We start from the raw sequence: 15280 nt of genomic DNA, 5'->3' as shown, positions 1-15280 counted from the left end.
TTAAACCTACTTGTTATAAGATCCAGAACACGACTAAGCGATGCCCTAAACATCTTGACGGTACTGTTCTACTCATCAATGCGGCGGCTTAAATAACAAACTGTAACATAATATGAGGAAACCTCTTTGTCTATTGGTAAACACCTAATCATTGCATCATGCTTACTAAATTCTAGCTTTGCAATTACGGCAGAACTTAGTCCACTTACTCCTCAACGTGCTGAATACCAAGTTAATTATGGTAATATTGAGCTTGGTAAAGCCAGATACCAACTTCCCATTGCAGAAGGGAACGTCTATCAGTACCGTTTTGATAGTGACGTAAGTCTATTAATGTTGTCAGACCGAAGGAACATACGCAGTGACTTCACCTTAAAAGGTGATCAGTTAACGCCTATGCGTTATACCCATAACCGTCAAGGTACTGGGCCAGAATATCAAGAGCAGGCTGCCTTCGCTAAAAGCCAATCTGTTGTGCATAGCCGCTATAAAGATGAACGAGCTCAGCTCCCCTATACCAACCTTTTATATGATCCCCTTATGGTGCAACTCCAATTTAGACTTGATATGGTTCAAGGCAAGAAAAACTTGCATTACGCCATGGTAAAAGAGGGAGAAATCGATGAGTACGATTTCCGTATTATTGGTAAAGAGAGAATGAACATAGACAGTGGCAGCTACGAAACCATCAAAATTGAAGTGGTGCGAGACAGCAAAAAAAGACAAACGTTCTTTTGGATGGCACCAGATCTAGGTTACCTTCCAGTGCGACTCACTCACTTTGAGAAAGGCAGTAAACAACTGGATATCAAACTAGTAAACTACCAATTCACCGAGCCTGAACAAACAATAAAAAACCTATCGATTAAGCCTGAAATCAGTATTAATCCCTAACTGATATCTAAACTTAAAGAGTCAATGCCTAAATGTTCTCAAGCCTTTAGGCATTCTTAACCGTACGTATATTCACAGTATCTCAACATTAAACATGCACAATAATAATCAAGTATGCGCCTACAAATACACGACCCTTTCTCCTTTACAAAACAATTCCCAATCACCAGCGTCTAAGATATGCCACTGTTCATTGTGAGTTAATGGCCGTGTCGCGATCACGGTCACGATATCATTTGTCGTTGTTTCCTTATCAAAATCAATAACGACATCTGTATCAATCAATTTTGCTTGCCCAAATGGCGCTTTACGTGTGATATAGCAAAGATGATTACTGCAATAACTCATCACATGATCACCATCACTTAAAATCATATTGAATACACCCAGTTCACGAATTTCATCTGCCAAACTGGCGATATATTGAAATACCGATCTCACGTCATCAGGCTCATGCTCGCCAAACTTATTCACCACGTTTTCTAATATCCAACAAAATGCAAGCTCACTGTCAGTATCCCCTACTGCTTGAAAACGAGAAACTATAAATTTATCATCATATTCTGACAATTGACCATTATGTGCATAGGTCCAATAACGTCCCCACAGTTCCCGTGTAAAAGGATGTGTGTTTTCTAATGAAACACAGCCTCGATTAGCTTGTCTAATATGACTGATAACCACTTCACTTTTTATAGGGTAAGATTGAAGCATTTTTGCAATATGGGATTCGCTGCTGGGACACGCATCTTTAAATGTGCGGCTGCCTTTCCCCTCGTAAAATGTGATCCCCCAACCATCTACATGCGGCCCTGTGACACCGCCTCTTTGCGCTAAGCCTGTAAAGCTAAATACGATATCTGTTGGCACATTTGCGCTCATCGCCAATAGTTCACACATCAATTTATCCTTTTTTATTTCTACTGCTTTTTTATATTCTAACGAGTTAAAGAAGAAAGTGGAATCTCATGTGTAAACAAAAATTTAAACGTTTGTTTTAAATAAAGCTTGTAATCAATTCCACATAGGTTTAAATTTTACGCGACACAGGTCAGACCACAACCTATAATTGTGATATGGATCAAAAATACACTTGGCTGATAGCCAATCAATAGGTTGCCCTATTAAGGAGAATAACAGTGACTACCCTACTTTCAACTATCGCAATACTTTTTGTTTTAGGTGCTTTAGCCTATCTCAGAGTTTCCCTACTGACATCAAGCATCATCACCGCTGTCGTCCTGACAATAGGATCGGCAACGGCAGCAGTAAGTCCCATTATTTGGGTTATCTTTTTAATTATCGCATTACCTCTTAACACCCATTCATTTCGTAAAAAATTCCTCACTCAACCCTTGCTGAAAATATACCGTGGCATAATGCCAGAGATGTCTTCTACTGAAAAAGAAGCCATCGAAGCTGGAACCACATGGTGGGATGCTGATCTATTTGCCGGTAAGCCTGATTGGAAAAAGTTACATCATTATCCTACTGCTCGATTAAGCGCAGAAGAACAAGCATTTTTAGATGGCCCAGTCGAAGAAGTGTGTAAGATGCTCAACCAGCATCAGGTTTCTCATCAATTGGGCGATCTCCCCGCTGACATCTGGCAATACTTAAAAGACAATGGTTTCTTCGCCATGATCATTAAAAAGAAATATGGCGGCTTAGAGTATTCAGCCTATGCCCAGTCACGTGTATTACAAAAGCTGGCAGGATTGAGCAGTGAATTAGCATCGACTGTAGGCGTCCCGAACTCTTTAGGCCCTGGCGAATTACTTCAACATTATGGTACAGCAGCACAACAAAATCATTATCTTCCTAGGTTAGCTCAAGGTTTAGAAGTTCCCTGTTTTGCACTCACCAGCCCTGAAGCGGGCAGTGATGCGGGCGCCATTCCTGATTTTGGTATTGTTTGTAAAGGTCAATGGGAAGGTGAAGAAATTCTGGGCATGAAATTAACCTGGAACAAACGCTATATCACACTTGCCCCCGTCGCCACAGTACTGGGGCTTGCATTTAAACTGCAAGATCCTGACAAATTATTAGGTGCTAAGCAGGAATTAGGGATCACTTGTGCTTTGATCCCAACAGATATTGAGGGCGTTAAAACTGGTCGTCGTCACTTCCCATTGAACTGCATGTTCCAAAATGGTCCGACTCAAGGTGACGAAGTGTTCGTGCCACTGAGCTTTATCATAGGTGGGCCTGAAATGGCTGGCCAAGGTTGGCGAATGTTGGTTGAGTGTTTATCTGTAGGACGCGGGATCACCTTACCATCAAACTCAGCAGGTGGCGTGAAAACAGCCGCGATTGCAACTGGCGCATATGCCCGTATTCGGCGCCAATTCAAATTACCGATCGGCAAGCTTGAAGGCATAGAAGAACCAATGGCCCGGATCGGCGGGAACGCGTATCTGATGGAAGCAGTCACGAGCTTGACAACAACTGGGATTGATCTCGGTGAGAAACCATCTGTTATCTCTGCAATTGTCAAGTTTCATCTTACAGATAGAATGCAGAAATGTGTGATTGATGCCATGGATATCCATGGTGGAAAAGGAGTTTGCCTTGGCCCAAATAACTACTTAGGCCGTGGATACCAAGCAGCGCCTATTGCTATCACTGTTGAAGGTGCCAATATTCTCACCAGATCAATGATCATTTATGGCCAAGGCGCAATTCGCTGTCACCCATATGTACTTACTGAAATGGAATCAGCATTTGATACTGATGCAGAGAAAGGATTAAGCGATTTTGATTCGGCGATATTTGGCCACATTGGATTTACGATCAGTAATCTCGTGCGTAGCTTCTGGTTAGGCCTCACATCCAGTCGTTTTTCAAATTCACCTTATACTGATAAAACTAAACGTTACTATCAACATATGAATCGCTTTAGTGCTAACTTAGCCTTATTATCTGATTTAGCAATGGCAAGTCTAGGCGGAGAGTTAAAACGAAAAGAGCGTATATCTGCGCGATTAGGTGATCTCTTAAGCCAATTATACTTAGCTTCTGCAACCTTAAAACGCTATCAAGATGAAGGTCGTCAAACAGAAGATCTTCCATTGGTGCAATGGGCCGTTGAAGACTCACTGTATAAACTGCAAGATTCCCTCGATGATTTGTTGAATAACTTTCCTATGGGACTCGGACATGTGCTCCGCATTATCTTATTTCCATTCGGTCGCCCACTTAAACGCCCAAGCGATGTGCTGGATCATAAAGTGGCTAAAATAATGCAAACACCTTGTGCAAGTCGTGATCGCCTCGGAAAAGGCCAGTTTTTAACCGCTTGTGACAACAATGCCGTCGGTATTCAAGAGCAAACCTTTAAAGACATTATCGCTTGTGAGCCATTGCACGATAAAGTCTGTAGAGCTGCGGGAAAACGTATTCCATTTATGTGGCTAGATAAAGTCGCCGCAGAAGGGAAAGCTTTAGGAATATTAAATGATGATGAAATTGCCTTACTGGAGCGAGCTGAAATTGGACGAATGAAGTCAATCAATGTTGATGATTTTGACCCTGATGAGTTAAAAGCCATGATAGCCACTAAGCAAAATCACGAACAAGCTGCTTAAAACATAAAATAGAAATAACAAAGGAGGCGTCGGCCTCCTTTTTTTATGTTGTTCCGTGATTGTCATTATGTGTCGTTGTCCGCTTCATCGCTCTTATTATCTGCTAACTTCGCCTCGCCATTCGCTTCGTTTTCCACTAGGCTATCTCTTGCTATTTGTTCATCCTGTATTTTTGCCAAATTTTGTGCCTCTACGGGTAATAAATAGATTAATTCAATACCTGTTTTAAGCTCACTATCTGATGCAGTAAAGATAATCACCTTACCATCATCAAGATAAATAAGCGGCATGGCGCTCTCACCGTACCTATCTCTAAAATGTTTAACACTAAAATTATCAGTGATATTCGTGATCTTTATTAAGGCACCTTGAGCCATTAAACTGGCCAATTTAGCATAGCTGACTGAATCACCAAATAAGCAGAGACTCTGCTGATAAGACTCCGAAAGCTGATGCCTAGCACTAGCATCTTCGTTATGCATCAATCCATACACTCTTTTACTGCCTAATAAATCCTGATAATGAAAACTGACCAAAGGATTGAGCTGACGATAGGGGGAGATCACCAGTAAACGACCGATCCCTTTCATGTCAAGATAATTAGCCGCATGCTCTGAGGTTGGATTACCAAAATAAACCGCAATATTATCCATTCTAGCCAATCTAATATTGTCCCAGTTATTATCTGCCAACGTCACTATCACATTTTTTGATTTAAGGACTTTAGCCAATTCACGGGGAAACCTTGCCGCACCAAAAATTAATAAACCTTGTGCTTTACCCGCATTAACCCCTAAAAATCTGGCCCAGGCCCCCGCGGTTAAACTTTGAATAACCACAGTGCCAATGATGATAAGAAACACCAAGGGTACGATTAACTCTGCGCCTTCAACACCTGACTGTTCAAGCTTAATAGCAAATAATGAAGAAACGGCTGCCGCTACAATCCCACGAGGTGCCATCCAGCTTAAAAACCATTTATCCGCACGCGTTAATGAGGTCCCAATTCCACAACACCACACACTTAACGGGCGGGCAATAAACATCACAACCCCTAAAACCACAATCCCTTCCCAACCTAAGCTCAATAGCGCATTTGAATCAAGTCGCGCGGCAAGTAAGATAAATAAGGCAGAAATTAACAGCACTGTGAGGGTTTCTTTAAATTCAATAATGTCAGAAATATCAACACCACGCATATTTGCCAAAAAAATACCCATGACAGTCACAGTCAATAATCCAGACTCTTGCTGGACTAAATTTGAAGCGACAAAAACCCCTAACATGATAGTTAATACCGCCGTATTTTTTAAATAGTGTGGCAATAGATTATTTCTAAGTATGTAGCCCACACAAAACCCCATGACAGCGCCAAATCCTAGTCCCAGTCCCAGCATATACCCAAGCGCATATAATACGTGAGTGGTCGGATCTGCAGCAACGGCAATGAATTCAAACACAAGTACAGCCAGTAATGCCCCAATGGGATCAATAACAATCCCTTCCCAACGAAGAATGCTTGCTAGTTCAGATTTTGGTTTAACACTACGTAGCATAGGAACAATCACAGTTGGCCCAGTCACCACGACCAAAGCACCAAACAACATTGACATTTCCCAATTAAAATCGAGTAAAAAGTGTGTCGATATGCCAATGCACGCCCAAGTGATTAGCGTGCCTATCGACACTAAATTCGTCAACATGCGCCCATGACCTTTTATTTCTTTAAAATTAAGCGTTAACGCGCCTTCAAAAAGAATAACCGCCACACCCAAAGAAATAATCGGAAAGAAAAGATCGCCAAATATTTCATCTGGATTAATAAAACCAAACATAGGCCCCATGATTAAACCACACAGTAATAAAGGAAGAATAGCGGGAAGCCGCATTTTCCATCCTATCCATTGGCATATTAACGATAAGACGCCCACCAAACCTAACATGGCAGTGATCTGCTCAACCATATACGTTATCCTTACACTTTGTTCAATCACACACTCAACTATTGAGTATATGACAGGAATAAATTTTAGGTCGCTAACACGCAAGCAATAAAGCCATTGACATGAGCCCTAGGGTAATAGTTACACAAACCCTACCCTGTACAAAAAAACAACACACCCTTGCAAAACAACCATGAAAGATAAACAGACCTTAGTCTACGTAGAGCACACTCGTATTATTTAACGATTTGGGTGTATACTTCTTCTATATTTTTATTACAATAAAAACAAATAGATGAATAAAAAAAGTATACTCATTGTTATAGCAACATTCTTATCATCCTCTTGCAGTCAGAACGTCACACTTAATCACACTCACCAGGTTAACCTGGCCAGCATTCACCAACACATAAAACAGCTTGCCTCAGACGAATTCGCTGGACGGGGTCCCCTGTCTGAAGGAGAAAAACTCACAACCCGTTATTTAGCTGAGCAATATCACGCCATGGGCTTAACAGGAGGCAATAAAGGCCATTACTTGCAAGCTGTTCCTATGGCTAAACTCACTTCAGATCAAAGTATGCAATTAACCGTCGGTGATCTTACTTTTAACGCTGGAACAGATTTTACCGCTCGCACCCAACAAATAAACACCGACATACAATTAGACAAATCTGAACTTGTCTTTGTCGGTTACGGCATTAATGCACCTCAATACCAATGGAATGATTATCAAGATGTCGATGTCAAAGGTAAAACCGTCATCGTGCTTGTCAACGATCCAGGCTTTGCTACCCAAGATCCACAATTTTTTACCGGTAATGCCATGACCTATTATGGCCGCTGGACATATAAATACGAAGAAGCGGCCAGACAAGGTGCCAAGGCGGTACTGATTATCCATGAAACTGCTGCTGCAGCTTATCCTTGGGGGGTAGTAGAGAATTCAAACTCTGGCAGTAAATACACTTTAATCGACGATAAAAAAAATGCGACTAAACTGCCTATCATGGGATGGATACAACAAGAAGTGGCGCAACAGATATTTACACAAGCAGGCCTAACATTAGCGTCAATGCAGCAACAAGCCCTAACGGCAAACTTTACGGCTGTGCCATTAAAGCTGACGGCCAATTTACACCTTAAAACCGATATTGAGCAAGCAGAATCAAACAATGTCCTTGCCTTAATTAAAGGCAGTGAAAAGCCAGAAGAGACGATTGTGATCAGTGCTCACTGGGATCACTTTGGTACAAAACAAACCCCCAGTGGCCCCATTATTTATAATGGGGCAATAGACAATGCAACTGGTGTTGCTGGCACCTTAGAAATTGCGCGTCTATTGATGGCCAAACACAAATTACACCCATTTAAACGTTCTATTTTATTTGCCAACTTTACCGCTGAAGAAACCGGACTATTAGGCTCGGAGCTTTTTGCTGAAGGGACTGCTATCCCAACGAAAAATATCGTCGCTATATTGAATATCGATGGCATGAATCCCCTTGATGGGGTCGACTATATTTTGCAATATGGCAATAATCTCTCTGAACTTGAACATTATTTAACGCTGGCAGCCAACGCACAACGCCGCACAGTGAAACTGGATCCCCGACCGCAAAACGGGCTTTTTTTTCGTTCTGATCACTTCTCTATGGCTAAACAAGGTGTCCCAGGATTATTATTCATGAGTTTAGGCGATACAGATCCAGACTATATTAGTCATCGATATCACAAAGAAACCGACGACTACACTCCCCTATGGTCATTAGCAGGAATGGAGCAAGATATCACCTTAATCACTGATATTGCGACAACACTTGCCAACAACAATGATTGGCCACAATGGAAACAGGATTCTGATTTTAAACAACGAAGGGCTGAAGATGGACGATAAATCTTATATCTCCATAATCTATTGAGTTGGATGAAGTGAATATTAGCGAGCCGCTCAACGCATGATTACCGCAACAAAAAAGAGACCCAAACGTGTCTCTTTTTTCACTGTTAACATTCATTTTCAAGATTAGTTCATTTTAGCAGGAATATTCAAACCAAAACTGTCGAACAAAAAAGCATAAATATCGGCAAACTCATCGATTTTCATCGACGTGGGTTTACCCGAACCATGGCCTGCTTTCGATTCAATTCGCATAATCACGGGTGCATCCCCCTGCTGCTTCGCCTGCATCATAGCCCCAAATTTAAAACTGTGTAGGGGCACCACGCGGTCATCATGATCAGCTGTCATTATCATCGTTGCTGGATAGTCACGCTTGCTCACATTATGATAAGGAGAATAGGCCATCAGAGCTGGGAATTGTTCAGCAACATCGGCACTGCCGTATTCACTTGTCCACGCCCAGCCAATAGTAAACTTTTGGAAACGAAGCATATCCAATACGCCAACGGCAGGTAACACAGCGGCAAACAACTCCGGACGCTGTGTCAACGCCGCTCCCATCAATAATCCGCCATTACTACGTCCATAAGCCCCAAGTTTACCGGGATTAGTGTACTTATTTTCTATCAAATATTCAGCAGCGGCATAATAATCATCAAATACGTTCTGCTTATTGTCTAACATCCCAGCCTGATGCCAACTTTCCCCATATTCCGCTCCCCCTCTTAAATTTGGCACAGCGTACACCCCCCCAAGATCCATCAACGCGATATTAGCAGGGCTAAACCTAGGTGTTAACGAGATCCCAAAACCGCCGTAAGCATAAAGTAAAGTCGGGTTAGTCCCATTTTTTGTTAATCCTTTTTTATAAGAGATCATCATAGGAACACGGGTGCCATCTTTACTATTATAAAAAATTTGTTCAGAAACATAATTATCAGGATTAAAGGAAATACTAGGGTTAACAAATAGCGTTGATTTACCTGTGCTAAAGTCAAATTTATACGTAGTTTTTGGCTGGACGTAACTGTTAAAGACATAATAAAAATATTCTTTACTGCGCTTACCATACGGACCGCCAATGTTTCCTTTGCCTGGCAGTATGACATCTTGTTTCAATTGACCGTTCATGCTGTAAATAGACAGCTTTCCAAGTACCTCATTCAAATAACTCACCACGAAATGATCATTGATGATGGCAATGTCACGAATAGGATCATGACTTTCAGGTAAGATGGTATTCCAGTACCGCTTATCACTCTGATTAACGTCGATAGCAATCACCTTGCCATTAGGTGCATTTAAATCTGTTTTAAAGTAAAAAATAGATTTGTCATTGCCTAAAAAATGATATTCCGCTTCCAAATCAATAATCAGTTCTACGACATCAGTATCTGCCTCTAGGGACTTGTAAAAAAAACGGTTACGGCTGTCGGTACCTTGAGAGATCGACAACAATAAATAATCCCCTTTTTCTGCCACTTCAATGCCAAAGCCCCAATCTTTGTTCTGCTCACGTTCATAGACTAAGGTATCTTGACTCTGCTCAGTGCCTATTTTGTGGTAGTAAACCTTTTGGTTCACATTCACATCAGCAAGTATATTCCCTCCCATAGGCTTATCATAACGAGCATAATAGACACCTTGATTATCATGGTCCCAAACGGCACTAGAAAACTTTATCCAATTTAGTTCATCATGTAATGCCTTGCCCGTGTCAACATCAATAAACTGCCATTTCTGCCAATCGGAACCTGAATTCGATGTTCCATACGCTAACATGTTACCATCACTGCTAACGGAAACACCCGATAATGCGACCGTCCCATCACTGGAAAAGGTATTAGGATCTAACGCAATTTTTTCAACCCCAGCCTTATTGTTAACATACAAAGTAGATTGGGCTTGCAACCCGTTATTGCGATAGTAAAACGTATTATTACCATGCTCAAATGGTGCTGACACCTTTTCGTAATCCCAAAGTTCGGTAATGCGCTCAACAATCACCTGCTTATTGACGATACCTGATAGATATTCATTGCCATTTAACTGTTGTGCCTTTACCCAATTTTTCGTCTCTGTTGATTCAGCTTCTAAGAAACGATAAGGATCTGCCACCTTAACTCCCTGAATCGTGTCAACGGTATCGCCTACCGTAGCCAATAAGGAGGTCGATTGCTCCGCCACATTAGTTTGACAGCCCATCACTAGTGACACTATCCCTACCAATAACAGAGATTGTGTAGCCCATCTTGATCTCAATTTCATTTTACTTCCAACCCCAACATAATGTTATATTATTGTTATATTCATTACTCGAGAGTAAACCCTTGTAATTAAATGTTTGTTTTACATCTACTATACAATTTAAAAAAAACATGGCAACGAAATAAAGTTCATTCTCAAAATTATGTTAGGCCCCAAGATTAATAAATCTGTAACATGATGAACAGATAGAAAGAGTAAAATATGCATAAAACGTGAGTAATCAACCGTAAATAGGCGTTATCATTGCATCGGATTATCTAAATGACAATATTTAGGATTATAAAAACTAATGAATAAGACTAGTTTTTCTCGCTTGTTGCTTTGCGACCCTAGCCCTATAATGAACGTGTTTTCAGGAAGTGTCTGCCTAGCAGATATGGAAACAAAGAACTCTTAATTAGCGTGTCTAACACGTTAATTTACTCCCTGGTTCTTAAGCTTGACTTCCTTCCTTCAATTTGTTGATTGCAATTTATTTTTTGCAGCCCGCTTAAAAAATTAAGCGGGCTTTTTTTTGCCTACAATTACCCTATAGACGATAAGTTCACTATCTCCACTGACCACTCAACCCACCTTAATTGAATGTCAATACTGCTTTTGCATCTCTTTTATCTTGTTTCGTACCAACACCACAAGGTTACATAGGTTTACTCATCCTAATGACGACACGTCGATTACGTGCACGTTCACCAATCGTATCATTGGATGCAACATGATTTAACTCACCATGACCTACTGTGTGGATCCGTTCTTGAGTGATCCCAGCAGCAACAAAGAAGGCTTTAACTGAATCAGCCCGTTTCTCTGATACCTTTTGATTTATTGAACGACCACCATAACTGTCTGTATAAGCATCAATTAATACTAGCTCTACGTCAGGATCATAAGAAAGGTACTCTTGTACTTTGGCTATTTGTTCTTTCGCATAATGCGTCAGTTCTTGGCCACCAAATTCATAGGTTAATACGGTAAAGGCGATATCATCGAAACTATAGGGTAACAAACCAGCTAAACATGCTTTAAATTCAGCATACTGACGATTAAAGTTAACCGCTGACAACCCCACGGCGATTTTATTGTCATGATTATACCAATCAGCATAATAGAAGGTAGGTTGCATGCCTTGCTCAAGTTCAGAAAGCATAGACCAGGCTGCATTTCGAGTCACCTCGCCACTAAAATACTTTTGATAAGTCAATTCGGTGATTTCTGTAGACAGTACTCCGGGACGCCACGTAGGGGGTAAGCTCATTAGTTTTGCTTGGGTCACTTTTTCTGGTTTTACCCACATATCGAGATTAAAAATAAGATTATGGCTTTTACCTGCTAAGCTGGTAAATATTGCTTTACCATACGCAGGAATATCATGCTCAAGTCGACATATGATTGGCGTATTGCCACTTAACGTCCACTGAGATTGATCCAATGAGGCAACATAATGTCGTAATTGCGCACTCGTCGACAGAGGCAAAAACAAAGCTAACACCAGTAATACTCTTAGCCACATACAAAGTACTCTTATTTATTCTATTACTTAGCCTATCGGCACATCTTTGCATACCTTTAGCCTATAAAACAAACATTCAAACATGACAGCATTAACCCATTGCCTCATAATAGCGGCATGCTAACTATTTGGATATTGTCATGAGCGACATTTGCAACGCGAATAAATTAAGTCACCGATTTCGAGGCTACTTCCCCGTTGTCATCGATGTTGAAACAGCCGGTTTCAATGCTCAAACCGATGCGTTACTTGAAATCGCCGTCACCATGCTCAAAATGAATGATGAAGGTATACTCAGTTTAGACAAAACTTTGCATTTTCACATCGAACCTTTTGAAGGCGCAAATCTAGAACCTGAAGCCTTGGCGTTTACAGGCATAGATCCTACCAATCCATTGCGGGGCGCAGTCAGTGAAAAAGACGCCTTCTTGGAGATTTTTAAAGAAGTCAAAAAAGCCCAAAAAGCTGTGGGCTGCCATCGAACGATTATCGTTGCCCACAATGCGACCTTTGATCATAGCTTTGTGACCAAAGCGATTGAACGCTGTGCGCTTAAACGCAGCCCCTTCCACCCTTTTGCAACCTTCGATACTGCAGCATTGTCAGGTCTGGCGTTAGGCCATACAGTACTCGCAAAAGCGTGCTCTATTGCTGGGATCCCATTTGATAATAATGAAGCTCACTCAGCCCTTTACGACACAGAGCGGACAGCAGAATTATTTTGTTTAATTGTCAACCGCTGGAAAACATTAGGTGGGTGGCCTTTAGCGATAGATAATGAAACGATAAAAGGCGATAGCGACTAACTCATCACGATATGATGAATTAACAATGACATTAAAGAAAACTTGCTAAGTCACATTATTTAAAAACAAAAAAGCTGCGATAAACGCAGCTTTTTTTAAACTTTAGCAACTGATAATATTACAAATTATAGTGCATCTGCATTATCATTTAAGTAAGAAGCAACACCTTCTGGGCTTGCATCCATACCTTTATCGCCTTTTTCCCAACCAGCAGGACACACATCACCGTGCTCTTCATGGAATTGAAGTGCATCAATCATACGCAGCATTTCATCGACATTGCGGCCTAGTGGAAGATCATTAACCACTTGATGACGCACTTGGCCTTCTTTATCAATTAAAAAAGAACCACGGAAAGCGACACCCGCTTCTGGATGCTCAACATCATACGCTTTGCAAATCTCATGCTTAACGTCAGCCACTAGCGTGTACTGAACAGGACCAATCCCGCCTTGAGCTACTGGAGTATTACGCCATGCATTGTGAGTGAACTGTGAATCAATAGAAACACCAATCACTTCAACACCACGTTGCTTAAACTCTTCAATACGATGATCAAAGGCAATCAGCTCAGATGGGCAGACAAAAGTAAAATCAAGTGGGTAGAAAAATACGACTGTTGGCTTGCCTTTCGTTGCCTCAACGAGGTTAAAGCTATCAACGATTTCGCCATTACCCAGAACTGCAGCCGCGGTGAAATCAGGGGCTGGACGGCCTACTAATACGCTCATTATATATCTCCATCTATGGATTGAAAAACGTTTTTCGTTAAATCTTATCGCATTATAGGCACTGTTTACTGCCACACAAGTCAATAACACATTTTTTGATAAATATACCTCTTTCCGCTGATTTTGTAGCCTAATTGACCTTTACTATTGTGTTGATATTTTACACTTAACACTTATCTACAATCACAATTAGTTAACAAACTATCGATTAAACAAGAAAAAAGACCTATTTACTGGACAAGACGACATTGACTAAGCAAAAATGACCGTCAATCTAACAAATATAAAAGAAAATATAGAATATGAACGCTGTTGTTATCGCAGTATGCCTGATGCTGGCCCTCAGTTTCGCTAGGGTTAATGTCGTCATCGCACTGACCATTTCTGCATTAGTCGCCGGTCTTGTTGGAGGCATGGATGTTCAACAAACAATCGACGCTTTTAATACAGGCCTCGGCGGCGGTGCCCAAATCGCATTGAGTTATGCCCTGCTTGGTGCTTTTGCTGTTGCTCTATCACATTCAGGCCTAACCACGCTCATTTCACGTAAAGTGATCGCCTCTTTAGGGCGTGAGCAAAATAAAAACAATATGAACCGCGTAAGATGGACACTGCTCATCATGATCCTATTGATGTCGGTCTCATCGCAAAACCTATTACCTATTCACATTGCTTTTATCCCCATTTTGATCCCACCACTGCTTCATGTAATGTCTAAATTAAGATTAGATCGACGATTAGTTGCTTGTGTCCTTACCTTTGGTTTAGTCACAACCTACATGATTTTACCTATAGGCTTTGGCGGCATTTTTCTAAACGATATTCTGCTTGCTAATTTAAACAGTAATGATCTGCACGCTGTTCGTGAACAAATCCCTACCGCCATGATGATCCCCGCCTTTGGTATGGTAACCGGGTTATTATTTGCCATATTTGTCAGTTATCGTAAGCCTAGAGAATACGAAGAAAAAGCGATACTTGCTGCAGAGCCAGAAGAAACACTCAACCGTAAAAATATCATTATTGCCGTTATTGCTATTATCTCGACACTTTCAGTTCAATTACAAACTGACTCGATGATTTTTGGTGCGTTGGTTGGCTTTGTTATTTTCAGCTTCTCAGGTGCACTTAAGCACGTTGCTGATCAAGATATCTTTAACCAAGGTGTGCGCATGATGGCTAACATAGGTTTCATCATGATCTCAGCTGCAGGTTTTGCTGCCGTCGTAAAAGCGACCGGTGATGTGGGTAGTTTAGTCGCATCACTAAGTGATATCATTGGTGATAACAAAGCATTAGCCGCTTTTTTAATGTTAATCGTGGGGTTACTTATCACCATGGGGATCGGTTCATCTTTTTCAACTATCCCGATCATTGCCGCTATCTATGTCCCGCTAGCCATCAGCTTTGGTTTCTCTGTTCCTGCCACCATCGCCCTTGTCGGCACAGCTGCTGCATTAGGCGATGCCGGCTCACCGGCATCAGATTCGACCTTAGGTCCCACAGCCGGTCTTAACGCTGATGGACAACACGACCATATTAAAGACAGTGTGATCCCAACCTTTATTCACTACAACATACCTTTATTAGTGTTTGGTTGGATTGCCGCCATGGTGCTTTAATCGAATAGACATTACCCAA

Annotated in this window: 10 protein-coding genes; 5 read left to right on the top strand and 5 right to left on the bottom strand. The window is 41.3% G+C overall.

The window, feature by feature from the left end; translation table 11 throughout:
* Positions 1–126 precede the first annotated feature (126 nt).
* Positions 127–894, top strand: coding sequence for a DUF3108 domain-containing protein (locus HQQ94_RS11835; protein ID WP_173294615.1), 768 nt, complete (start codon positions 127–129; stop codon positions 892–894).
* A 120-nt stretch (positions 895–1014) separates the two neighbouring features.
* Here HQQ94_RS11835 and HQQ94_RS11830 read toward each other — a convergent pair whose 3' ends face one another.
* The gene (locus HQQ94_RS11830; RefSeq protein WP_173294614.1) at positions 1015–1794 is read right to left on the bottom strand and encodes a class II glutamine amidotransferase; all 780 of its coding nucleotides are present in this window, start codon (positions 1792–1794) and stop codon (positions 1015–1017) included.
* A gap of 239 nt (positions 1795–2033) precedes the next feature.
* Between HQQ94_RS11830 and fadE the strand changes: the two genes are divergently transcribed.
* Positions 2034–4481 carry an acyl-CoA dehydrogenase FadE gene (gene fadE / locus HQQ94_RS11825; RefSeq protein ID WP_173294613.1) on the top strand — a complete coding sequence of 816 codons (2448 nt, stop codon included), beginning with the start codon at positions 2034–2036 and terminating at the stop codon, positions 4479–4481.
* 65 nt (positions 4482–4546) lie between these two features.
* On the opposite strand, the gene HQQ94_RS11820 is transcribed toward fadE, so the two are convergent.
* Positions 4547–6445: a sodium:proton antiporter gene (locus HQQ94_RS11820; protein WP_173294612.1), complete on the bottom strand. Its 1899-nt coding sequence runs from the start codon at positions 6443–6445 to the stop codon at positions 4547–4549.
* A 274-nt stretch (positions 6446–6719) separates the two neighbouring features.
* Between HQQ94_RS11820 and HQQ94_RS11815 the strand changes: the two genes are divergently transcribed.
* On the top strand, positions 6720–8321 hold the full coding sequence (locus HQQ94_RS11815; RefSeq protein ID WP_173294611.1) for a M28 family metallopeptidase: 1602 nt from the start codon (positions 6720–6722) through the stop codon (positions 8319–8321).
* Between the two features lie 129 nt (positions 8322–8450).
* Here HQQ94_RS11815 and HQQ94_RS11810 read toward each other — a convergent pair whose 3' ends face one another.
* Positions 8451–10595: a prolyl oligopeptidase family protein gene (locus HQQ94_RS11810; protein ID WP_173294610.1), complete on the bottom strand. Its 2145-nt coding sequence runs from the start codon at positions 10593–10595 to the stop codon at positions 8451–8453.
* A gap of 637 nt (positions 10596–11232) precedes the next feature.
* Entirely contained in the window at positions 11233–12102 is an 870-nt protein-coding gene (locus HQQ94_RS11805) for an OmpA family protein (protein WP_173294609.1), read from the bottom strand.
* A gap of 140 nt (positions 12103–12242) precedes the next feature.
* On the opposite strand from HQQ94_RS11805, the gene rnt reads away from it, so the two are divergent.
* Entirely contained in the window at positions 12243–12908 is a 666-nt protein-coding gene (gene rnt, locus HQQ94_RS11800) for a ribonuclease T (RefSeq protein ID WP_173294607.1), read from the top strand.
* A 125-nt stretch (positions 12909–13033) separates the two neighbouring features.
* On the opposite strand, the gene HQQ94_RS11795 is transcribed toward rnt, so the two are convergent.
* On the bottom strand, positions 13034–13639 hold the full coding sequence (locus tag HQQ94_RS11795) for a peroxiredoxin C (protein WP_173294605.1): 606 nt from the start codon (positions 13637–13639) through the stop codon (positions 13034–13036).
* A 302-nt stretch (positions 13640–13941) separates the two neighbouring features.
* Here HQQ94_RS11795 and HQQ94_RS11790 point away from each other — a divergent pair, with 302 nt between their 5' ends.
* Entirely contained in the window at positions 13942–15261 is a 1320-nt protein-coding gene (locus HQQ94_RS11790) for a Na+/H+ antiporter family protein (RefSeq protein WP_173294603.1), read from the top strand.
* The last annotated feature ends 19 nt before the right edge of the window (positions 15262–15280 follow it).

Origin of the sequence: Shewanella sp. VB17 (assembly GCF_013248905.1) — a bacterium.
GTDB lineage: Bacteria > Pseudomonadota > Gammaproteobacteria > Enterobacterales > Shewanellaceae > Shewanella.
This window is presented reverse-complemented; position numbering and strand designations above follow the sequence as displayed.

What these genes read in the sequence shown, in the direction of transcription:
- HQQ94_RS11810 (WP_173294610.1), bottom strand. Translation starts at nt 10,595, where the DNA reads ATGAAATTGAGATCAAGATGGGCTACACAATCTCTGTTATTGGTAGGG.
- HQQ94_RS11830 (WP_173294614.1), bottom strand. Translation starts at nt 1,794, where the DNA reads ATGTGTGAACTATTGGCGATGAGCGCAAATGTGCCAACAGATATCGTA.
- rnt (WP_173294607.1), top strand. Translation starts at nt 12,243, where the DNA reads ATGAGCGACATTTGCAACGCGAATAAATTAAGTCACCGATTTCGAGGC.
- HQQ94_RS11805 (WP_173294609.1), bottom strand. Translation starts at nt 12,102, where the DNA reads ATGTGGCTAAGAGTATTACTGGTGTTAGCTTTGTTTTTGCCTCTGTCG.
- HQQ94_RS11790 (WP_173294603.1), top strand. Translation starts at nt 13,942, where the DNA reads ATGAACGCTGTTGTTATCGCAGTATGCCTGATGCTGGCCCTCAGTTTC.
- HQQ94_RS11795 (WP_173294605.1), bottom strand. Translation starts at nt 13,639, where the DNA reads ATGAGCGTATTAGTAGGCCGTCCAGCCCCTGATTTCACCGCGGCTGCA.
- HQQ94_RS11820 (WP_173294612.1), bottom strand. Translation starts at nt 6,445, where the DNA reads ATGGTTGAGCAGATCACTGCCATGTTAGGTTTGGTGGGCGTCTTATCG.
- HQQ94_RS11815 (WP_173294611.1), top strand. Translation starts at nt 6,720, where the DNA reads ATGAATAAAAAAAGTATACTCATTGTTATAGCAACATTCTTATCATCC.